Raw genomic sequence first — 21,591 nt, 5'->3', positions numbered from 1 at the left:
CCCCGTCGACCTTGATGCGTGAGCGGGCGACATCGGACTGCGATCCTACGGATCGATCAGGTGTGCCGATCAGGTCTGCGCCATGTCCACAAAACGTGAGTAGTGCCCCTGGAACGCCACCGTGATGGTGGCGGTCGGACCGTTACGGTGCTTGGCAACGATCAAGTCCGCCTCGCCCGCGCGCGGTGACTCCTTCTCGTATGCGTCCTCGCGGTGCAGCAGGATCACCATGTCGGCGTCCTGCTCGATGGAACCGGACTCACGCAGGTCGGAGACCATCGGCTTCTTGTCCGTACGCTGCTCGGGTCCACGGTTCAGCTGCGAAAGCGCGATGACCGGCACTTCCAGTTCCTTGGCCAGAAGCTTCAGGTTTCGCGACATGTCCGAGACTTCCTGCTGGCGGCTCTCGGGGCGGCGGGAACCGCCGGACTGCATCAGCTGCAGATAGTCGATCACGACCAGCTTCAAGTCCTGGCGCTGCTTCAGCCGCCGGCACTTCGCTCTGATCTCCATCATCGACAGGTTCGGCGAATCGTCGATGAAGAGAGGTGCAGCGGTCACGTCCGGCATGCGCCGTGCCAGCCGGGTCCAGTCCTCGTCCGTCATCGAGCCGGACCGCATATGGTGCAGCGCGACCCGTGCCTCCGCGGAGAGCAGCCGCATAGCAATCTCGTTGCGACCCATCTCGAGGGAGAAGATCACACTCGGCAGGCCCTCTTTGATGGAGCAGGCCCGCGCGAAGTCCAGCGCCAGCGTCGACTTTCCCATTGCGGGCCGGGCCGCGATGACGATCATCTGTCCCGGATGCAGGCCGTTGGTCAGTGCGTCGAGATCGGTGAAACCGGTGGGAACACCGGACATCTGGCCGCTGCGCGAACCGATGGCCTCGATCTCGTCGAGCGCGCCCTCCATGATGTCACCGAGGGGCAGGTAGTCCTCGGAGGTGCGCTGCTCGGTGACGGCGTAGATCTCGGCCTGGGCCGAGTTGACGATCTCGTCGACATCGCCGTCCGCCGCGTATCCCATCTGCGTGATCTTCGTGCCCGCCTCGACAAGCCTGCGCAGCACCGCTCGCTCATGGACGATCTCGGCGTAGAACTCCGCGTTGGCTGCGGTTGGCACCGACTGAACGAGGGTGTGCAGATAGGGCGCGCCCCCGACCTTCTTGATCTCGCCACGCTTGACCAGTTCGGCTGCGACGGTGATGGGGTCGGCCGGCTCGCCCTTGGCGTACAGGTCGAGAATCGCCTGGTAGACGGTTTCGTGAGCAGGACGATAGAAATCCTGGCCCTTGATGACTTCTACGACGTCGGCGATTGCGTCCTTCGACAGCAGCATGCCACCGAGAACGGACTGTTCGGCATCGATGTCCTGCGGGGGAACCCGTTCGAAAGCAGGGGAACCGCCGTCCCAGGCGCCGTTCTCCCGGCCTCGGTCATGTTGCTCGCGACCCCCGGTGCTCCCGTCGCCGCGGCGCTGACGGGAGACGGGCAGACGGTCACCCGGCGTGCTTTCGATCCAGGGGTCGTCCAAGGGCTCGGGGATGCTCACCGGCCGCCTCCTCCCGTCCGCTCCGCGGACCTAGCCATGCCACTCTTTCTTACGGCACAGCACCGACAAACAAGAGGCCCGACTCCGCCAGGGCGCGTCGGGCGCGGTCCACGGTAGGCCCGCGGACACCGTCAGCCAATCCAGTTATCCACAGGGGCTGTGGACGAAGCACCGCAGGCTGTGGAGAAGTCAACGAAACCTGTGCACGGGCCGGGGGACAGTGTTGTGGACAAACTCATAGCCTCACCCTCACTACCGCCCTGACCTGCCGATTCACCGTCCACCGGCTGTGGGGGACAAAAACTTTTTCCTGCGGGCCAAGATCACGACAAACGACGCACACCCGAAGTGTGAATGACAACTACAGTAAGGGCCGCATTGGGATTGCATGTCTTACCTGTGGAAGATTGGATTGGCCCTCATGACCCAGGCCCCCGAGGCACCGAAGTCCAGTCGCCGACGGCACGACCGGGAGATCATTTCGCTTGCCGTTCCCGCCTTCGGCGCACTGGTGGCCGAGCCGCTCTTCGTGATGGTGGACAGCGCCATCGTCGGCCATCTGGGGACCTCACAATTGGCAGGTCTCGGCATCGCGGCAGCCTTGCTGACCACCGCCGTGAGCATCTTCGTCTTCCTCGCCTACGCCACCACCGCCGCCGTGGCGCGCCGCGTTGGCGCGGGGGATCTGCGAGCAGCCATCCGGCAGGGCATGGACGGCGTCTGGCTCGCCCTGCTGCTCGGGGCCATCGTCATCGCCATAGTCCTCCCGGCGGCCCCCTGGTTGGTAGGCCTCTTCGGAGCTTCCGGCGACGCGTCTCCGTACGCCGTGACCTATCTGCGCATTTCCAGCCTCGGGATTCCCGCGATGCTGGTTGTGATGGCAGCCACCGGCGTCCTCCGCGGCCTCCAGGACACCAGGACCCCGCTGTATGTCGCGATCGCGGGCTTTGCCGCCAACGCGGCGCTCAACGCGGGACTGGTCTACGGCGTTGGACTGGGCATCTCGGGGTCGGCCTGGGGCACTGTGATCGCCCAGTTCGCCATGGTCGCCGCCTATCTGGTGGTCGTCGTACGGGGCGCCAAAAGGCACAACGCATCGCTACTCCCCGATGTCGCCGGGATACGGGCCTGCGCCCAGGCCGGGGTGCCCCTGCTGGTCCGTACGCTCTCACTGCGCGCCGTCCTGCTGATCGCCACCGCCGTCGCGGCCCATCTGGGCGACACGGAGGTGGCTGCCCATCAGATCGTGCTCTCCCTGTGGAGCCTGCTGGCCTTCGCCCTGGACGCGATCGCTATCGCCGGGCAGGCGATCATCGGCCGATATCTGGGAGCCGATGACTCGGAGGGCGCGCGGCAGGCGTGCCGCCGCATGGTCCAGTGGGGCTTGGGGGTCGGGGTGGCGCTGGGCGTCCTGGTTGTGCTGTCCCGGCCCCTGTTCGTTCCGGTGTTCACCGGAGACCAAGCCGTGCAGGACGTTCTGCTGCCGGCTCTGATGGTGGTAGCGCTGACCCAACCGATCTCAGGGGTGGTGTTCGTCCTCGACGGTGTCCTGATGGGTGCGGGTGACGGCAGATACCTGGCCTGGGCCATGTTGGTGACGCTGGCTGTGTTCACCCCCGCCGCGCTGCTCGTGCCTGTAGTGGGCGGCGGGCTGACCGCCCTCTGGTGGGCAATGACGCTGATGATGGTGATCCGCATGGTGACGCTCTGGCTGCGAGCCCGATCGGGCCAGTGGATCGTTACCGGTGCTACCCGATGAGTCACCGTTTCACGTGAAACAGACAGAGGGACGCAACCGGCACGCGGTCGCGGCGCCCGGTGCGCCCATGCGAAAGGGCCGCATCCCAGCGGATGCGGCCCTTTCCATGCTGTGCCAAGCGCAGCCCTTAAGCGGCGACGACCTCGATGCCGAGCTTCGCGGCAACGTCAGCGTGCAGACGCACGGACACCTGGTGGGCGCCCAGAGTCTTGATCGGCGAACCGAGCTCGACGCGACGCTTGTCGACGACGGGACCACCGGCAGCCTTGATCGCCGTGGCGATGTCAGCCGGAGTGACGGAACCGAAGAGGCGGCCGGCGTCGCCGGAGCGAACAGCCAGACGGACCTTCACGCCCTCGAGCTTGGCCTTGACCTCATTGGCCTGCTCAATGGTCGCGATCTCGTGAATCTTGCGGGCGCGGCGAATCTGCGCCACGTCCTGCTCGCCACCCTTGGTCCAGCGGATCGCGAAACCACGCGGGACCAGGTAGTTGCGGGCGTAACCGTCCTTGACGTCAACGACGTCACCGGCGGAACCGAGGCCAGCGACCTCATGGGTGAGGATGATCTTCATTTTTCGGTCACCCTTCCCTTATCGCGCGGTGGACGTGTAGGGCAGCAGCGCCATCTCACGGCTGTTCTTCACAGCCGTGGCGACGTCACGCTGGTGCTGGGTGCAGTTGCCGGTAACGCGGCGGGCACGGATCTTGCCGCGGTCGGAAATGAACTTCCGCAGCATGTTCGTGTCCTTGTAGTCCACGTACTGGGTCTTGTCCTTGCAGAAAGCGCAGACCTTCTTCTTAGGCTTGCGCACAGGCGGCTTCGCCATGGTGTTTCTCCTGTGTGATCAAGAAGTGGGGTACGGGCCGCCTAGAAGGGCGGCTCGTCCGAGTAGCCACCGCCGGAACCGCCGGAGTTTCCGCCCCATCCGCCCCCGCCCTGCTGCTGGCCACCGCCGGCCGGCGCATTATATGCCCACGGGTCGTCAGCGGGTGCACCGCCACCGCCCTGCGGGCCGCCGCTGGGGGCTCCGCCCCAGTTGCCGCCGCCCTGCTGCTGGCCACCGCCGCCGTAACCACCCTGGCCACCCTGACCGCCTCGGCCGGTGGTCTTGGTGACCTTGGCCGTGGCCGTCTTGAGACTGGGGCCGACTTCCTCGACGTCCAGCTCGTAGACCGTGCGCTTTACGCCCTCACGGTCCTCGTAGGACCGCTGCTTGAGCCGGCCCTGCACGACGACGCGCATGCCTCGCTGAAGCGACTCCGCGACGTTCTCCGCCGCCTGACGCCAGACCGAGCAGGTGAGGAACAGGCCTTCGCCGTCCTTCCACTCATTGGTCTGCTTGTCGAAGATGCGGGGTGTGGACGCGACACGGAACTTCGCGACCGCCGCACCGGACGGGGTGAAGCGCAGCTCGGGGTCGTCGACGAGATTGCCGACGACCGTGATGACGGTCTCGCCTGCCATGGGTGAACCTCTCGGCGGGGATTGCTGCTGGCTGCTGTTGCTACTCGAACCCGATGACTACTGAGCTGGACGCTCAGTGAGTCTCGGGACGGAGGACCTTGGTCCGGAGGACCGACTCGTTCAGGTTCATCTGCCGGTCGAGCTCCTTGACGACCGCAGGCTCGGCCTGCAGGTCGATGACCGAGTAGATGCCCTCGGGCTTCTTCTTGATCTCGTAAGCGAGACGACGACGGCCCCAGGTGTCGACCTTCTCAACCTTTCCGTTGCCCTCACGGACAACGGAGAGGAAGTTCTCGATCAGCGGGGAGACAGCGCGCTCCTCGAGTTCGGGGTCGAGGATGACCATCACTTCGTAGTGACGCATGTGGAACCCACCTCCTTTGGACTCGGCGGCCACGGTCGTTCCGTGGCAGGAGGGTCGTGATGCGTAAGCAACGGTATCGGCAGCCACTGACAATCCATCCATACGGAGAGGGGACTGCGGCCTGGCCCGGGCAGATACCGATGCAGACCGTCCAGACTACCTGCACACCCGCTTCCGGTTGAAATCCGGCGCTCAAGGGGCAGAATCTCTACACATGGGGTGTGTGCGGCGCTACTCTGCGCCGCCTTATGCCAGGAGGTGCTTCATGGCACAGGCGATGCGACCCAACTCTTCCAGTCTCTTTGCCACGGACGGTAAGCCGCACCCGTTGCAGGACACTCTGGTCGTGGTGACCTTGGTCCTCGGCCTGCTGGCGTTCATCACCGGGCTCCTGTTCCACAGTCTGCATCTGCTCAGTTCCTGGGCCGGCCTGGTAGGGATCCTCACCGGGGCGTACGGAATGTTCATCTCGGTCACGACCCGCGAGCGGTTCGTAGTGATCATCGGACTCGGTGCCTCGGCGGTGGGCTTCTTCCTCGGCATGGCCCACGGTGGCCTCTTCGGGGGACTGCTGGGCCGCTAGCGACGGCTGCCTGTTTCTTCCTGACGTCTTGGCCTATACGGCCAGTCGGGGCGAACCTCGGTCGCAGTAGGCTTCGGCGCGAGAGCCGACGCCCCTGTACCCATGGGGACACGCCTGCCGAGGAGCGCCCCGCATGAGCCTGACCCTGAGGACCATCAGCCGAGAGCAGCATCTGGCCTACATCCAGAGTCTGCCCGCGGCGAGTCACTGCCAGGTTCCGGCATGGGCGGACGTGAAAACGGAATGGCGCTCGGAGAGTCTCGGCTGGTTCGACGGTAACGGCCAGATCGTCGGTGCCGGTTTGGTGCTCTACCGGCAACTGCCCAAAATCAAGAGGTATCTGGCGTACCTCCCCGAAGGCCCAGTGATCAACTGGTACGCGCCGAACCTCAACGCGTGGCTCCAGCCGATGCTCGCCCACCTCAGGGAACAAGGCGCGTTCTCGGTGAAGATGGGGCCGCCGGTGGTCATCCGCCGGTGGAACGCCGCCGCGATCAAATCGGGAATTCAGGACCCGGACGTGAAGCGGCTGCGCGATGTCGAGGCGACTCACATCGAACCGCGGGCATTCGAGGTGTCCGACCGGTTGCGGAAGATGGGTTGGCAGCAGGGCGAGGACGGGGGGGCAGGCTTCGGTGATGTGCAGCCGCGCTACGTCTTCCAGGTACCGCTGGCGAACCGCTCGCTCGACGATGTCCTCAAGGGCTTCAACCAGTTGTGGCGGCGCAATATCAAGAAGGCCGAGAAGGCCGGCGTCGATGTCGTGCAGGGCAGCTACGAGGACCTCGCCGAGTGGCAGCGGCTCTACGAAGTCACGGCGGCACGTGATCACTTCCGGCCGCGCCCTCTGTCGTACTTCCAGCGCATGTGGTCGGTGCTCAACACCGAGGACCCCAACCGGATGCGGCTGTACTTCGCCCGCCATGAGGGTGAGAACGTAGCGGCGGCGACGATGCTGATCGTCGGCGGCCATGTCTGGTACTCCTACGGCGCGTCCGCCAATCACAAGCGGGAAGTGCGGCCGTCCAACGCCATGCAGTGGCGGATGCTGCGCGATGCGTACGCCATGGGCGCTACCGTCTACGACCTGCGTGGCATCTCCGATTCGCTGGACGAAACCGATCACCTCTTCGGTCTGATCCAGTTCAAGGTAGGCACCGGCGGCGAGGCCGTGGAGTACATCGGTGAGTGGGATTTCCCGCTCAACAAGCTGTTGCACAAGGCGCTCGACATCTACATGTCGCGCCGTTGAGAGCGATGATGTCTGCGTCGTTCCGTTCGTCCCGTTCATATCTCAGATACACCGCAGCCCCGAGAAAGGTTCCGGTCCGGCCATGGCGCTGACCCTCTACGTCGACACCGCGCGCTGGCGGGCGCACCAGAAGTCCGTACTCGATCAGTTCCCCGGGATCGTGCCGGTCTGCAAGGGCAACGGCTACGGCTTCGGTCATGACCGGCTCGCGGATGAGGTGACGCGCTTCGGCTCCGACGTCATCGCGGTCGGCACCACGTACGAAGCGGCGAGGATGAAGGACTCCTTCGGTGGTGACCTGCTCGTCCTCACGCCGTTCAGACGCGGTGAGGAGCCGGTGCCACTGCCGGACCGCGTGATTCGTTCGGTCTCGTCGGTCGACGGAGTGCACGCGCTGGTGGGCGCCCGGGTGGTCATCGAGTGCATGAGCTCGATGAAGCGCCACGGCGTCGCCGAAGGGGACCTGGGCCGACTGCACGCGGCGATCGAAGACGTACGCCTCGAAGGCTTCGCGCTGCACCTTCCGCTGGACCGCACCGACGGATCGGATGCCGTCGAGGAGGTCATCAGCTGGATGGACCGCCTCCGCAACGCCCGGCTACCGCTGCACACCATGTTCGTGAGCCATCTGCGCGCCGAGGAACTGGCCCGGCTGCAGCAGCAGTTTCCGCAGACCCGGTTCCGCGCACGGATCGGCACCCGGCTCTGGCTGGGGGATCACGAGGCCACGCAGTACCGGGGTGCCGTCCTCGACGTCACACGGGTTTCGAAGGGCGAGCGGTTCGGCTATCGCCAGCAGCGGACGGCATCGGACGGTTGGCTCGTGGTCGTGGCCGGCGGGACGTCGCACGGTGTGGGCCTCGAGGCGCCGAAGGCTCTGCACGGGATGATGCCCCGGGCCAAGGGTGTCGCGCGGGCGGGACTGGCGACCGTGAACCGGAACCTCTCACCCTTCGTGTGGGCGGGAAAACAGCGCTGGTTCGCCGAACCTCCTCACATGCAGGTGTCGATCCTGTTTGTCCCCTCGGACGCGCAGGAGCCGAAGGTGGGCGATGAACTGGTGGCTCACCTGCGTCATACGACGACACAGTTCGATCGCCTGCTCGACCACTGACCCGTGCCCGGGATGTCAGACGCCGGTATGACCGTCGATACGCTCGCGAATGAAATCTGCGTGACCGCAGTGCCGGGCGTACTCACCGATCATGTGGGTGTAGATCCAGCGCAGCGTGACCTGCCCGCCCATGAAAGGGCTGGTGTCCTCGAGCGCCCTGGAAGCGCAGTTGGTCCGGGCGCGGTCGACCTCGGTCTGCCATATCGCCAGCGCGCTTTCGTAGCCGATGTCCTCGGCGAGAGCGAACCCGCCGTCGGTGGCCCCGGGGCCGGCGCCGGGGGTGAAGATCGGTGATGCGTCTTCCTGGGCCAGGACTCGTCGAAACCAGTTCCGCTCGACCTCTGCCATGTGCTGGACCAGGCCGAGCAGGGTGATCGGCGAGGGCGACACGGAAGCCCGGCGGAGCTGGGTCTCGTCCAGACCGTCGCATTTCTGGACAAGTGTCGTGCGGTAGAAGTCAAGCCAACTCTCCAGGCAAGCACGCTCATCGGTGTCCAAGGAGGGCATGGTGCGTTCGGGAGTGCTCATGGTCACCATCGTGGCATGAGGGTCCGACAAGCGGGCGGTGCCAAGGGCCGGCCCCGGGGCCGACGTCATTCTCGTGCGGTACCCCACTCGACCGGCTGGCCCTCGTAGCGCTGCGCGGCATGCCGGTGGCGCACCGGGTGCGGGGCCGCTCCGAGGACGAAGACGTCCCGTGCTCCGTCCAGAACGCCACCCGACGGGTCGTCGGAACCGTCCCTGCGTACGACGTCCCGCTCCGGCATGAGGATGTCCCGGACGATCACCGCACAGAGATAGAGCGTGCCGATCAGATGAAGTGCGATGGCCAGCTGGTAGCCCTCGGGCGGCAGGCCCTTCGGTTTGTCGCCGCCCACCGTGTAGGCGAGGTACATCCAGATACCCAGGAAGTACATGACCTCACACGCCTGCCAGACGAGGAAGTCGCGCCAGCGCGGCCGGGCAAGTGCGGCAAGGGGAATGAGCCACAGCACATACTGCGGTGAGTAGACCTTGTTGGTGAGGATGAAGGCGGCGATCACCAGAAAGGCGAGCTGGGCGAAGCGCGGGCGGCGCGGGGCGGTCAGGGTGACGGCGGCGATGCCGCCGCACATCACGATCATCAGCAGAACAGCCCAGATGTTGACACTGCTCACGTCCAGCGGTTTGCCGGTGCGCTGTGTGATGACGAGCCAGAAGGAGCCGAAGTCAACGCCCCGTTCCCGGCTGAAGGTGTAGAACTTCTTCCACCCTTCGGGCGCGAGCAGCATGACCGGCAGATTCACCACGAGCCAGGCCGCTGCGGCGCCGTACACGGCCCTCCCGTACTCCCGCCACTTTCCGGCACGCCAGCAGAGCACGAGCAGCGGACCGAGAATCAATACGGGGTAGAGCTTGGCGGCTGTAGCGAGCCCGACGAGGATGCCGAAGGCTACCGGCCTGGACCGGGACCACATCAGCAGAGCCGCGGCGGTGAGGGCCACCGCGAGGAGGTCCCAGTTGATGGTGGCGGTGAGAGCGAAGGCCGGTGCCAGCGCGACCAGCAGGCCGTCCCAGGGACGGCGTCGGTGGGTACGGGTCACGCAGACCGCGATGACGGCCGTGCAGACCAGCAGCATGCCCGCGTTGACCATCCAGTAGATCTGCTCGCGGTGCTGCATGGCGCCACCGTGCGGGGTCAGCCAGGAGGCGACCTCCATGAAGACCCCGGTCAGCACGGGATACTCAAGATACGACATATCGCCATTGATGCGGTCAAAATATGGCACAAGGTCGTCGGCGAAGCCTCGCCCGGCATAGAGATGTGGGATGTCGGAGTAGCAGGCATGGCTGTACTGCGAGGTCGCGCCCTGGAACCAGGCCCAGTCGTAGCACGGCATCTTCTGCACCATGCCGAGTGCGAACATGCCGATCGCAACCAGGGCGATGACGCGTACCGGCGTGAGCGCGCCCGCGCCGGTACGCGCCCAGCGCCCGACGGGGCCACCGATCAGCTCGCTGCCCGCCGCCGCGATCTCATCCTGCTGGGTGGGCCGCACCACACGCTCCGCTGGCTCATCTGCGGGCCGGTCCTCGTGCACGCTCGTCATGGCCCACATCCTGCCGTACGCGACTGTGCACGTGCCGAGGACCGCCACAGCTTGCCGTGGCGGTCCTCGTCCCGTGGTGGCCGGGGCCCAGTCGTGCGGCGGCCGGGGGCAGGCCGACAGGGCTTGCGTTACCGGCGATGAGCCGTCATCCGCCGCCCCCGAAGAAGCCACCGCCGCTGTTGCCCGCGTTGCCGCCCGACTGGCCACCCGTGGGTGTGCTGGTGGTGGGGCCGGGGGTGACACCTCCGTCGGTACCCCCGGTGGTTCCGGCGTTGGTCCCGCCGGTACTGCCGCAGTTCCAGTCCTGCCACTTGTTGCAGGACTCACTCGGGGACGGGGACACCGATGGGGTGTCGGACGGGCTCGGAGAGGGAGCCGACGGTGACGGACTCTGTGAGGGAGTCACCACGGGGGTCGGCTCCGGGCTGTGCACCCCACCGCCGTAGACCACCTTGCCGAGGGCCTCAGCCGGCGGGAACGACTCCATCGGGGTGCCGTCGACCGCCTTGGACATGTAGTCGTGCCAGATCTGCGCGGGGAATGACGCACCGTGGATCTTCTGCTCCCCGCCGGTGCCGTACATCTTCTCGAACTTGCCCTTGCCTTTCGCCTGGTCGTCGAAGCGGTACATGTCGATCGCGGTCGACAACTGCGGGGTGTAGCCGATGAACCAGGCGGACTTGTTGCCGTCCGTGGTACCGGTCTTCCCCGCCACGTCCCGGCCAGGGATCCGTGCGGCGGTCCCGGTGCCCTTGTCGACCACCGTTTTCAGTACGTCGGTGACGTTGCTGGCAATAGCGGTGGAGAAGGCGGTCTTCTCCACTTTCTCGTGCTTGTAGACCGACAGCCCGTTCTTGGTCACCTCTGTGACGGAGTACGGATCATTCTGGCGGCCGTTGTTGGCAAACGTGGCGTACGCGCCGGCCATCCTGATGGCGCTCGGGCTCGAGGTACCGATGGAGAAGGACGGAACACTGGAGCTGGCCATGCTCTGCGTGTCGTCCCGCAGTCCCGCGGAGACGGCCGCCGCTCGAACCTTGTCCGTGCCGACATCCATGCCCAGCTGTACGTACGCCGAGTTGACCGACTCGCGCATGGCCTCGCGCAGATCGATGGCGTAGTCGGGAGCGGCGCCCACCGACTCGTGACCGTCGTTCTGCTGAAGCCATTCCTGGCCCTGCTTGTTCTGCCAGACGGAGCCGTCGTAATTCTTGATCTTCAGGTCGTTCTTGCCACTGTAAAGACTCTTCGGCGAGATGATGGTCCGATCGGAGTCGGGCTGATCCTTGCCGAGGGAGGGATCACGCTTTCCGTACTGGAGAGCGGCTGCCAGAACGAACGGTTTGAAGGTCGATCCGACCTGAGCCCCCGTGTAGTCGGAGTTGTTCATGAAGTGCTTGGTGGCGTCTTCGCCGCCGTAGATGGCGGCGATGGCACCGGTGTACGCGTCCACCGATGCACCGCCGAACTGCACATGCGTGTCCAGCTGCGGGCGCTTCTTTGGGTCGATCTTGGCCTTGCGGACCTTCTGTACCGCCTTCTCCAGCTCATTGACCTTCTTCTTGTCGAAGGTCGTGTGGATCTGGTAGCCACCCTTGGCCAACGCATCGGCGGTGATGCCCTGCTTGTTGTTGTTCACGAAGTACGACTTGGCCAGGTCGACCAGATAACCGATCTGTCCGCCCAGCTGCGCGTTCTTCTTCGGCGGATCCACCGTCGGGAAGTGTGTGTACTGCGCTCGTTCCGAAGCGGAGAGACGATGGTCCTTGACCATCTGGTCGAGGATCCAGTGCCAGCGGGCGGTGGCGCGCTGGGTGTTTGCCTTCGGGGTGGCCGCCGGGTCGATCTCCACGGCACCGGCCGGATCGAAGTAGCTGGCGCCCTTGAGCAGCGTGGCGAGGAACGCGCACTGGCTCGGGTTGAGCTTGTCGGAGTCCACTCCGAAGTACGTACGAGCCGCCGCCTGGATACCGTAGGCACCTCGCCCGTAGTACGACGTGTTGAGGTAGTCGCTCATGATGTCGTTCTTGTCCATCTTGGCGCCGACCTTGATGGAGATGAACAACTCCTTGAACTTACGGCTGAACGTCTGCTGCTGTCCGAGCCGGGAGTTCTTGACGTACTGCTGGGTGATGGTCGAACCGCCCTGCGTTTGACCGCCCTTGGCCATGTTGAACACAGCTCGGGCGATGCCCATCGGGTCGATCCCACTGTCCTCGTAGAAGGACTTGTTCTCGGCCGAGACCACCGCGTTCTGCATCGCCTTGGGAATCTGATCGAGCGGCACGATCTGCCGGTTGATCTCGCCACCGGTGGCGACCATCTGGCTGCCGTCGGCCCAGTAGTAGACGTTGTTCTGCGCCTTTGACGTCTTGGACGCATCGGGGACGCCCACCATCGCGTACGCGGCAGTGCCGACAGCCAGGATGCTGCCCACGAAACCGACGCAGAGTCCGGTGACCAGCCGCCAGGACGGCATCCAGCGCTGCCAGCCGTACCGGTTGGCGCGCGGGTAGTCGATGAACCTCTTCTTCGCCGGGCGGCGATTGCGTCCCGCACCACCGTGGGGACCGCTGTCCGCACCGCGCCGACCACCCCGGCCGTCGTCCCCTTCGGGGGCGCGCCGGCGCCCACCCCCATTGCGCTGCGAAGCGCGTCTGGCGGCAGCACGGCCGCCGTACGGGCGCTCTTCCTCGTCGTACGAACCGGAAGGCGACCCGGTGGTGGTTCGCGGGGCAGCTGCGCGGCGGCCCGAAGGCTGCTCGGCGTCTCGTCTGGCCGCGCCACGTCCGCCACTCTGCGGCTGTGGCGGTTTGCGACGGTGCTCGCTCATCGAACGACTACTCCTCGGGCAGGCGTCAAAGCCTTGAAACGGCAGTTGAGTTCCTGTCCCCCCGGTATACGGATGCGCCGTGCGAGGGGCTCATCCGTAGTGCATTCCGTGAGCCGAGACAGCTGACGTCCCCAGGCGTCACTCGGTCTCCGGCGGTTTGCATGCCGCACAGACTACGCACGCTCAAAACCGTCCCGGAGCCAAGGTTCCGTTCAAATCAGGCAAGTTGCCGTCCACGAAGCAGCGATGTGACGCCGCTCACGACGTCCGGCCTTGTCGAGAACTCGGTGGCGTTCTATCGTGCTGATGTATCGAGTCGATACATCAGCACGGCATAAGTGGCCCGGACGGCGAAGGAGGCGCAGGTTGAGCAGACGCTCCGGCATCCTTGAGTTCGCCGTACTGGGCCTGCTCCGCGAGTCCCCCATGCACGGCTACGAGCTGCGCAAACGCCTGAACACCTCGCTGGGAGTCTTCAGGGCCTTCAGTTACGGGACCCTCTACCCCTGCCTCAAGACGCTGGTCGCCAACGGCTGGTTGATCGAGGAGCCGGGCAGCGCCCCGGAGGACGCTCTTGCTGCTTCACTCGCAGGGCGCCGGGCAAAGATCGTCTACAGGTTGACTGCGGATGGCAAGGAGCACTTCGAGGAACTGCTCTCGCACACCGGGCCCGACAGTTGGGAGGACGAGCACTTTGCTGCTCGCTTCGCCTTCTTCGGGCAGACGGAGCGCGAGGTGCGGATGCGGGTGCTGGAAGGGCGTCGCAGCCGACTCGAGGAGCGCCTCGAAAAGATGCGCGCCTCTCTCGTCCGGACCCGCGAACGGTTGGACGACTACACGCTTGAGCTGCAGCGGCACGGCATGGAGTCCGTGGAGCGCGAAGTGCGCTGGCTGAATGAGCTCATCGAGAGCGAGCGGGCGGGCCGGGATCAGCGACGATCCCCCCACGCCGGCGCCGCTCAGCAGGACACGCAAGGAGAGACGGGCGGCCTGCCCCGGCACCGGGATAGCACCCCGCCGGATCCGCCCGAGGACACCGAAAAGTGAAGCTCTGCGTCCGCAGAGTTTCGTCGAGAACACACAGGGAGCAACCGGAATGGGTTCGGTTCGCGTAGCCATCGTCGGCGTGGGCAACTGCGCCGCCTCGCTGGTGCAGGGCGTCGAGTACTACAAGGACGCCGATCCGGCCGGCAAGGTGCCCGGCCTGATGCACGTCCAGTTCGGCGACTACCACGTAGGTGACGTCGAGTTCGTCGCTGCCTTCGATGTCGACGCGAAGAAGGTCGGCCTCGACCTCGCGGATGCCATCGGCGCCAGTGAGAACAACACCATCAAGTTCGCCGATGTGCCGCACAGCGGCGTGACGGTTCAGCGTGGCCACACCCACGATGGCCTGGGCAAGTACTACCGCGAGACCATCGAGGAGTCCGCCGAAGCGCCCGTCGACATCGTCCAGGTCCTCAAGGACAAGCAGGTGGACGTTCTCGTCTGCTACCTGCCTGTGGGCTCCGAGGCCGCTGCCAAGTTCTACGCGCAGTGCGCCATCGACGCGAAGGTTGCCTTCGTCAATGCTCTCCCGGTCTTCATCGCCGGTACCAAGGAGTGGGCGGACAAGTTCACCGAGGCCGGCGTCCCCATCGTCGGTGACGACATCAAGTCGCAGGTCGGCGCCACCATCACCCACCGGGTCATGGCAAAGCTCTTCGAAGACCGCGGTGTCCGCCTCGAGCGCACCATGCAGCTGAACGTCGGCGGCAACATGGACTTCAAGAACATGCTGGAGCGGGACCGTCTGGAGTCCAAGAAGATCTCCAAGACCCAGGCCGTCACCTCGCAGATCCGCGACCGGGACCTGGGCGCCGGTAACGTCCACATCGGCCCCTCGGACTACGTCGCCTGGCTGGATGACCGCAAGTGGGCGTACGTGCGCCTCGAAGGCCGCGCCTTCGGTGACGTCCCGCTGAACCTCGAATACAAGCTCGAGGTGTGGGACTCCCCGAACTCCGCAGGCGTCATCATCGACGCTGTGCGCGCTGCGAAGATCGCCAAGGACCGCGGTATCGGCGGCCCGATCCTCTCCGCCTCTTCCTACTTCATGAAGTCGCCGCCGGTGCAGTACTTCGACGACGAGGCTCTTGAGAACGTCGAGAAGTTCATCAAGGGTGAGGTCGAGCGCTGACGCTCCCCTGAACGGATCGCCTACCGTCGTCGAGGGCTCCCGGCACAGTGCCCGGGGGCCCTCGACGTATGTCCACAATGCGCCGGCGGTGATGTCGCTGGTGCGTGTTTCACGTGAAACACGGATCAGCTCCGCCCGGCCCACCATTCCTTGAGCATGGTCGCTGCCGCGTCGCGCTCCATCGGCCCGTTCTCCAGCCGCTGCTCCAGCAAGAACTTGTACGCCCGGCCGATCACCGGCCCAGGACCGACACCCAGGAGTTCCATGATCTGGTTGCCGTCCAGGTCAGGCCGGATCGAGTCCAGCTCCTCCTGCTCCTGAAGCTGTGCGATTCGCTCCTCAAGTCCGTCATAGGCGCGCGACAGCGCGATGGCCCTTCGCTTGTTGCGGGTGGTGCAGTCCGAGCGCGTCAGCTTGTGCAACCGTTCCAGCAGGGGCCCGGCATCGCGCACGTAGCGGCGCACCGCCGAATCGGTCCAGTCGCCGGTCCCGTAGCCATGGAACCGCAGATGCAGTTCGATGAGCTTCGTGACGTCCTTGACCATGTCATTGGAGTACTTGAGCGCAGTCATACGCCTCCTGGCCAGTTTCGCGCCCACCACCTCGTGGTGATGGAACGAGACCCCGCCATCCTTCTCGAAGCGCCGCGTTCGGGGCTTTCCAATGTCATGCAGCAGGGCGGCCAACCGCAGCACCAGGTCAGGCCCGTCCTCTTCCAAGTCGACGGCCTGCTCCAACACGGTCAGTGAGTGCTCGTATACGTCTTTGTGACGGTGGTGCTCATCACTCTCCAGGCGCAGGGCTGGAAGTTCGGGGAGGACCTCTTCGGCAAGGCCGGTGTCCACCAGCAGCGCCAGGCCCTTGCGAGGATTCGAGGACAGCACCAATTTGTTGAGCTCGTCCCGTACTCGTTCGGCGGAGACAATCTCGATACGCTCCGACATCGCCGTCATGGCCGCAACGACCTCGGGCACCACATCGAAGTCCAGCTGGGCGGCAAACCGCGCCGCCCGCATCATCCGCAGCGGGTCGTCGGAGAACGACTCCTCCGGCGTTCCCGGAGTGCGCAGCACACGGCTCGCGAGGTCCTCCAGACCGCCGTGCGGGTCGATGAAGGACTTCTCGGGAAGAGCGACAGCCATGGCGTTGACGGTGAAATCGCGACGCACGAGATCTTCCTCGATGGAGTCGCCATAGGACACCTCTGGCTTGCGTGACGTTCTGTCGTACGCCTCCGAACGGTAAGTGGTCACCTCGATCAAATAACCGTCCTTCTGACAACCGACCGTGCCAAAAGCGATCCCGACCTCCCACACCGCATCCGCCCACGGCCTGACAAGCCTCAGTACGGCCTCGGGGCACGCATCGGTGGTGAAGTCCAGGTCGTTCCCGAGCCGGCCGAGCAGCGCATCCCTGACCGATCCACCGACCAGCGCAAGGCTGAACCCCGCCTCCTGAAAACGGCGGGCCAGATCGTCGGCGACCGGGGAGACCCGCAGCAGTTCGGCGACCGCTCGGTGTTGCACCTGACTCAGTGCACTGGTGTTGTCATCATTGGCGTTCGGCACAACAGAAAAGGGTACGTGCCCCAGTCACCCGGAGCGTGCCGATTTCCCGCCCGCTGCAAACGCCCGTCCGATCTTGCGGAGCAGTCCGTGGCACTCAGCGCCGGGCCACATCGTTACCATGCGTGGACGCAGCAACCGACAACCACCGATTCAGCTGACGAAGACAAGGGACGGGCAAGCGCGTGGCCGAGGCGGCATCTTTCCAGGAGGGGACTCTCTCTCCTGCCAGCCGGTGGCTGCGGCGCACAGCGTCGCTGCTCATCGGCCTTCCGCTGCTGGCGGGCCTCATCTACGGTCCCGCAGCGGCTCCCGCGCAGGCCGCCGTCAACGCACGGACCACCAGCGCCGTAGCTGTCAGCCTCGACCAGCTGACGCCCAGCGCCCCTGTGAAGGGCGACACAGTCACCGTTTCGGGGACGGTGACTAACCGGGGAAAGGACACCGTCACTGACGCTCACGTCGGCGTACGGGTAGGGCCGCGACAGCTCGGCAGGTCCTACATTGACTATGCGGCGAAACACTCCTCCGACGTGACAGGCAACGACCCTCCCGAGATCGGCGGTAAGTACACCGCCAAATTCGCGAGGCTGCCCTCCGGCGTCAGCGAGAGTTTCTCGATCTCCGTACCGGTCAGCAAAATGAATCTCGGCGAGGACGGCGTCTACCAGCTGGGTGCCTCGCTGTCGGGCCAGACCCCCAACGCTCGCTATGAGCACATGCTCGGAATCCAGCGGACCTTCCTGCCCTGGCAGCCCACCGCCTCGAGCAAGAAGTCCGACATCACGATGTTGTGGCCACTGATCTCAGGCACACACCTCACAGCCGAGACGGGCTCCGACGCGCAGCAGACACCGGTCTTCGAGGATGACGACCTGGCTGAGGAACTCGCTCCCGGCGGGCGGCTGGAACGGATGGTCTCGCTGGGCAGCTCGCTGCCGGTGACCTGGGTCATCGACCCCGATCTGCTGGCCAGCGTGGATGCGATGACGCGGAATTACAGCGTCAAGGTCGGAGACACCGAAGTACCGGGCAAGAATCAGAACGTCGCCAAAAAGTGGCTGGGTGAACTCGAGAGCACGGTGCAGGGCAAGAACGTCGTCGCCCTCCCGTTCGCCGATCCCGACCTGGCTTCCCTGGCGCACCACGGCAAGGACGTGCCAGGGGCCCTGAGCCACCTACAACCCGCCACCGAAGTAGCCGCGACGACGGTACAAACCATCCTCCATGTGAAGCCCACCACCGATTTCGCTTGGCCGGTGAACGGGGCGATCGATCCCTCGATCATCGATGTGGCCACCTCGGCCGGTGCGCACAATGTGATCGCTCGCAGCGACAGCCTGCAAGAGACGGCCGGGCTGACCTACACCCCCACCGCCGCCCGGCCGATCGGGGGAGGCACTACCGCTGTCGTCGCTGACGCTCGGCTGTCCACCGCCTTCGAAGGAAATATGACGGAGGCGGGCACGTCCACCCTCGCGGTGCAGAACTTCCTCGCCCAGTCGCTGGCCCTGACACTCCAGGACCCGGCCAAGCAGCGCAGCTTCGTCATCGCGCCGCAGCGGATGCCGTCCGCCAGTCAGGCACAGTCGATGGCGAGTGCGTTGCACAGCCTCGATGCGCAGCGCTGGACCCAGCCGCTCGACCTGGTGTCCGCGGCGAAAGCCAAAGCAGACACCGACGCGACGACGAGGGTGCCCCGCGCCTCCGCCTACCCGAAGGCCCTGCGTAAACAGGAACTGCCTGTACAGGCCTTCGAGGACGTTCGGGCCACGCAGACCACCCTCGACAACTTCAAAATCATCCTCACCCAGCCGGACCGGGTGGTCACCCCCTTCGGCAACGCCATGAACCGCGCGATGTCCACCTCCTGGCGCGGCGACGCCAAGGGCGCGAAGGGCTTCCGTAAGGGGGTCCAGGACTACCTGCAGAGCCTCACCGACCAAGTGCGCCTGGTCCAGAAGTCTGACATGACGCTTTCCGGACGCAGCGCGACTATCCCGGTGACCGTGCAGAACAAGCTGGTACAGCCGGTCCAGCACCTGGTGCTGCGCTTGCGCTCGGTCAAGCCCAACCGACTGCAGCTGGGCGATGACGAGTCCGCGATCGCCGAGCAGCCGCTGAAGATCGCGGGTGGCCACAGCCAGACCGTGAAGTTCGCGACATCGGTCAACGCCAACGGTCCCGTGCAGGTGGTCGCTCAGCTCTACACCGAGGACGGCACGCCGTACGGCACTGCGAAGGCCATGCCCTTCAAGGTGACGGTCTCCGAGATGACACCCACCGTGATGCTGGTGATCGCCGGTGGAGTGCTGCTCCTGGTGCTCGCCGGTATCAGGATGTACACCCATCGCAAGCGCGCCGCAGCTCGCGCGTCCGCCGAAGCGAAGGGCCATCCGGAGCAGCCGAGTGACCCACAGACGGACACCGGAGCGGGAAGCGGAAACCCACCTGACACGGGTGAGAAGGTGGACCGTTGAGCGATGTCGTGGCTGGCCGGCCGGGGATGACGAGGTGGGGTAACCAATGAACGCGCCGTACGACGGTGACCGTGACCAGAGAGCTGGTAACGGTGCTGCGTATCCCGGTGGGATGACTCCCGAGACTCCGGCTGCGGACCAGGTTCCGCCACAGCCGCCCACCCCGGACCCGTATGTTCAGGACGCCTACGTCCAGGATCCGTACGTCCAGGATGCGTACGGGCATGACCCGTACGTCCAGGACGCGTACAACCACGACCCCTACCGGGAGCAGAACCTCGGAGCTCAGCACCCGGACACGGACCCGGTCAGGGAGGCGCTCCACGAAGGCACCACCCACCCGGCGTCTCCCCCCGGCGGCTATGCCGAACAGCAGCCTCTGTACCAGCAACCGGCTGCTTCCCCGTATGCGCCGGACCCGCGGGTGTGGGCGCAGACTCCGCCACCCGAACCGGAGGGACCCTCCCGTCATCTCCCCTACGGGGATGACTCGACGACCCAGTTCGTGGGCGTGGACGACCTGGTAGGCCGGGCCGGCGACCCACAGGAGCACCCGGACGCCTTCGCTCATCTCTTCCGGGACCAGCAGGGGAACGCCCCGGTCCCTCCCCCTGAACCGGAGCCGGTACCCGCCGCGGCATCGGTTCCCGAAAAATCAGGCAGCCGGGCTTCTGGGCTGCTGAAGTCCAGCGCGGTGATGGCGGCGGGCACGCTGGTGTCACGTCTCACCGGTTTCGTCCGCACCATGGTGATCACCGCGGCGCTCGGTGCCGCTACCCTCGGTGACTCCTTCACCGTGGCGTACACCCTTCCGACAATGATCTACATCCTGACCGTCGGTGGCGGCCTCAACTCGGTGTTCGTGCCGCAGTTGGTGCGCTCCATGAAGGAGGACGATGACGGCGGGGAGGCCTACGCAAACCGGCTGCTGACGCTCGTCATGGTCGCGCTGGGTGTCATCGTCGCCATCGCGGTCTTCGCCGCTCCCCTGTTGATCCGACTGATGTCGTCAACCATCGCTGGCGACCCGGCAGCCAACAACGTCGCTGTCACGTTCGCCCGCTACTGCCTGCCCACCATCTTTTTCATGGGCGTGCACGTGGTGATGGGGCAGGTACTCAACGCCCGCGGGAAGTTCGGCGCGATGATGTGGACTCCGGTTCTCAACAACATCGTGATGATCTTCACCTTCGGCTTGTTCATCTGGGTGTACGGCACTTCCGCCAACTCCCAGATGCAAGTGAGCACCATTCCCGCCGACGGTGTGCGGCTGCTGGGTATCGGCACCCTGCTGGGCCTGACCGTCCAGGCCCTGGCGATGATTCCGTACCTCCGCGAGGCGGGGTTCCGCTTCCGCCCACGCTTCGACTGGCGCGGCCACGGCCTGGGCAAGGCCGTGAAGCTCGCGAAATGGACAGTTCTTTTCGTGCTGGCCAACCAAGCGGGAGTCCTGGTCGTGACCCAGCTCGCCACCGCTGCCGGCCATGCGTCGCACCAGGACGGGGCCGGCATCATGGCCTACTCCAACGCTCAGCTGATCTGGGGCATGCCGCAGGCCATCATCACGGTGTCGGTCATGGCCGCACTCCTGCCGCGCATTTCCCGTGCCGCCGCCGACGGTGATCTGGGCGCCGTACGCGATGACATCTCACAGGGACTACGGAATTCTGCTGTCGCCATCGTCCCGGTCTCCTTCGCGTTTCTCGCACTGGGTGTGCCCATCAGCACCTTGCTGTTCGCCTCCAGCGGCTCACAGGCTTCCCAGTCCATGGGATACGTCCTGATGGCTTTCGCACTCGGACTGATCCCTTACTCGGTGCAGTACGTCGTTCTGCGCGGCTTCTACGCATATGAGGACACCCGCACCCCCTTCTACAACACGGTCATCGTGGCCGCCGTCAACGCCGCGGCCTCTGCACTGTGCTACGTCCTGCTGCCTTCCCAATGGGCAGTGGTCGGTATGGCTGCTTCCTACGGACTGGCTTACGCAGTGGGTGTGGGGGTGGCCTGGAGAAGGTTGAGCCATCGGCTGGGCGGCGACCTGGACGGCACGCACATTCTGCGGACCTACGCCAGGCTCGCCCTTGCCTCCCTCCCGGGCGCCATCGCCGGCGGTGCGGTCGGGCTCGGCATCAGCCGCACGCTGGGACATGGCGCGTTCGCCTCGCTGGCAGCACTGGTGGCCGGCGGCATCGTGCTTTTGGGCGTGTTCTTCATCGCCGCGAAGCGGATGAGGATCGCGGAGCTCAACTCGATGGTCGCCATGGCACGCGGGCGCCTGGGACGCTAGGGGGAGGTCCGGCACATCCCTTGGCACGCGGAGGGAATTGTCGGAAACCCGTGGGCCACGGCCA

17 protein-coding genes are annotated in these 21,591 nt (G+C 65.5%); 8 read left to right on the top strand and 9 right to left on the bottom strand.

The window, feature by feature from the left end; genetic code table 11:
- Positions 1 to 69: 69 nt before the first annotated feature.
- Positions 70 to 1,551, bottom strand: a complete 1,482-nt coding sequence (gene dnaB, locus AB0M87_RS17715; RefSeq protein WP_365853791.1) for a replicative DNA helicase — start codon at positions 1,549 to 1,551, stop codon at positions 70 to 72.
- Positions 1,552 to 1,972: 421 nt separating this feature from the next.
- Here dnaB and AB0M87_RS17710 point away from each other — a divergent pair, with 421 nt between their 5' ends.
- Positions 1,973 to 3,310, top strand: a complete 1,338-nt coding sequence (locus AB0M87_RS17710) for an MATE family efflux transporter (protein ID WP_365853789.1) — start codon at positions 1,973 to 1,975, stop codon at positions 3,308 to 3,310.
- Positions 3,311 to 3,437: 127 nt separating this feature from the next.
- On the opposite strand, the gene rplI is transcribed toward AB0M87_RS17710, so the two are convergent.
- The 4 genes from rplI to rpsF all read right to left on the bottom strand — a co-directional run bounded on the left by rplI (position 3,438) and on the right by rpsF (position 5,141).
- Positions 3,438 to 3,884, bottom strand: a complete 447-nt coding sequence (rplI, locus tag AB0M87_RS17705) for a 50S ribosomal protein L9 (protein WP_365853787.1) — start codon at positions 3,882 to 3,884, stop codon at positions 3,438 to 3,440.
- Between the two features lie 18 nt (positions 3,885 to 3,902).
- Positions 3,903 to 4,139, bottom strand: a complete 237-nt coding sequence (gene rpsR / locus AB0M87_RS17700; RefSeq protein WP_003967857.1) for a 30S ribosomal protein S18 — start codon at positions 4,137 to 4,139, stop codon at positions 3,903 to 3,905.
- 41 nt (positions 4,140 to 4,180) lie between these two features.
- Positions 4,181 to 4,777: a single-stranded DNA-binding protein gene (locus AB0M87_RS17695; RefSeq protein WP_365853785.1), complete on the bottom strand. Its 597-nt coding sequence runs from the start codon at positions 4,775 to 4,777 to the stop codon at positions 4,181 to 4,183.
- Positions 4,778 to 4,850: 73 nt separating this feature from the next.
- Positions 4,851 to 5,141 (bottom strand): 30S ribosomal protein S6, encoded by a 291-nt coding sequence (gene rpsF, locus AB0M87_RS17690; protein WP_215093090.1) that lies wholly within the window; start codon positions 5,139 to 5,141, stop codon positions 4,851 to 4,853.
- Between the two features lie 265 nt (positions 5,142 to 5,406).
- Here rpsF and AB0M87_RS17685 point away from each other — a divergent pair, with 265 nt between their 5' ends.
- The 3 genes from AB0M87_RS17685 (at position 5,407) to AB0M87_RS17675 (ending at position 8,090) form a co-directional block, all read left to right on the top strand.
- Entirely contained in the window at positions 5,407 to 5,724 is a 318-nt protein-coding gene (locus AB0M87_RS17685; RefSeq protein ID WP_365853782.1) for a hypothetical protein, read from the top strand.
- Positions 5,725 to 5,857: 133 nt separating this feature from the next.
- Positions 5,858 to 6,976, top strand: coding sequence for a peptidoglycan bridge formation glycyltransferase FemA/FemB family protein (locus AB0M87_RS17680; RefSeq protein WP_365853780.1), 1,119 nt, complete (start codon positions 5,858 to 5,860; stop codon positions 6,974 to 6,976).
- 82 nt (positions 6,977 to 7,058) lie between these two features.
- Positions 7,059 to 8,090 (top strand): alanine racemase, encoded by a 1,032-nt coding sequence (locus tag AB0M87_RS17675; protein ID WP_365853778.1) that lies wholly within the window; start codon positions 7,059 to 7,061, stop codon positions 8,088 to 8,090.
- Positions 8,091 to 8,105: 15 nt separating this feature from the next.
- On the opposite strand, the gene AB0M87_RS17670 is transcribed toward AB0M87_RS17675, so the two are convergent.
- The 3 genes from AB0M87_RS17670 to AB0M87_RS17660 form a co-directional block, all read right to left on the bottom strand.
- Positions 8,106 to 8,618: a DinB family protein gene (locus tag AB0M87_RS17670; protein WP_365853776.1), complete on the bottom strand. Its 513-nt coding sequence runs from the start codon at positions 8,616 to 8,618 to the stop codon at positions 8,106 to 8,108.
- Positions 8,619 to 8,683: 65 nt separating this feature from the next.
- The gene (locus AB0M87_RS17665; RefSeq protein ID WP_365853774.1) at positions 8,684 to 10,180 is read right to left on the bottom strand and encodes a glycosyltransferase 87 family protein; all 1,497 of its coding nucleotides are present in this window, start codon (positions 10,178 to 10,180) and stop codon (positions 8,684 to 8,686) included.
- A gap of 145 nt (positions 10,181 to 10,325) precedes the next feature.
- A complete protein-coding gene (locus AB0M87_RS17660) occupies positions 10,326 to 13,013 on the bottom strand; it encodes a transglycosylase domain-containing protein (RefSeq protein ID WP_365853772.1) in 2,688 nt (895 codons plus the stop codon).
- A gap of 366 nt (positions 13,014 to 13,379) precedes the next feature.
- Between AB0M87_RS17660 and AB0M87_RS17655 the strand changes: the two genes are divergently transcribed.
- Both AB0M87_RS17655 and AB0M87_RS17650 read left to right on the top strand, forming a co-directional pair.
- Positions 13,380 to 14,060 carry a PadR family transcriptional regulator gene (locus AB0M87_RS17655; protein WP_365853770.1) on the top strand — a complete coding sequence of 227 codons (681 nt, stop codon included), beginning with the start codon at positions 13,380 to 13,382 and terminating at the stop codon, positions 14,058 to 14,060.
- 49 nt (positions 14,061 to 14,109) lie between these two features.
- Positions 14,110 to 15,192, top strand: a complete 1,083-nt coding sequence (locus AB0M87_RS17650; protein WP_365853768.1) for an inositol-3-phosphate synthase — start codon at positions 14,110 to 14,112, stop codon at positions 15,190 to 15,192.
- A 125-nt stretch (positions 15,193 to 15,317) separates the two neighbouring features.
- Here AB0M87_RS17650 and AB0M87_RS17645 read toward each other — a convergent pair whose 3' ends face one another.
- Positions 15,318 to 16,760, bottom strand: coding sequence for a CCA tRNA nucleotidyltransferase (locus tag AB0M87_RS17645; RefSeq protein ID WP_365853766.1), 1,443 nt, complete (start codon positions 16,758 to 16,760; stop codon positions 15,318 to 15,320).
- Between the two features lie 182 nt (positions 16,761 to 16,942).
- Here AB0M87_RS17645 and AB0M87_RS17640 point away from each other — a divergent pair, with 182 nt between their 5' ends.
- Both AB0M87_RS17640 and murJ read left to right on the top strand, forming a co-directional pair.
- Complete coding sequence (locus AB0M87_RS17640; RefSeq protein ID WP_365853764.1) at positions 16,943 to 19,237, top strand: DUF6049 family protein; 2,295 nt, start codon at positions 16,943 to 16,945, stop codon at positions 19,235 to 19,237.
- A 46-nt stretch (positions 19,238 to 19,283) separates the two neighbouring features.
- The gene (gene murJ / locus AB0M87_RS17635) at positions 19,284 to 21,527 is read left to right on the top strand and encodes a murein biosynthesis integral membrane protein MurJ (RefSeq protein ID WP_365853762.1); all 2,244 of its coding nucleotides are present in this window, start codon (positions 19,284 to 19,286) and stop codon (positions 21,525 to 21,527) included.
- Positions 21,528 to 21,591 lie beyond the last annotated feature (64 nt).

It is taken from the genome of Streptomyces sp. NPDC051320, from assembly GCF_040682175.1.
In the GTDB taxonomy this organism is placed as follows: Bacteria; Actinomycetota; Actinomycetes; order Streptomycetales; family Streptomycetaceae; genus Streptomyces.
This window is presented reverse-complemented; position numbering and strand designations above follow the sequence as displayed.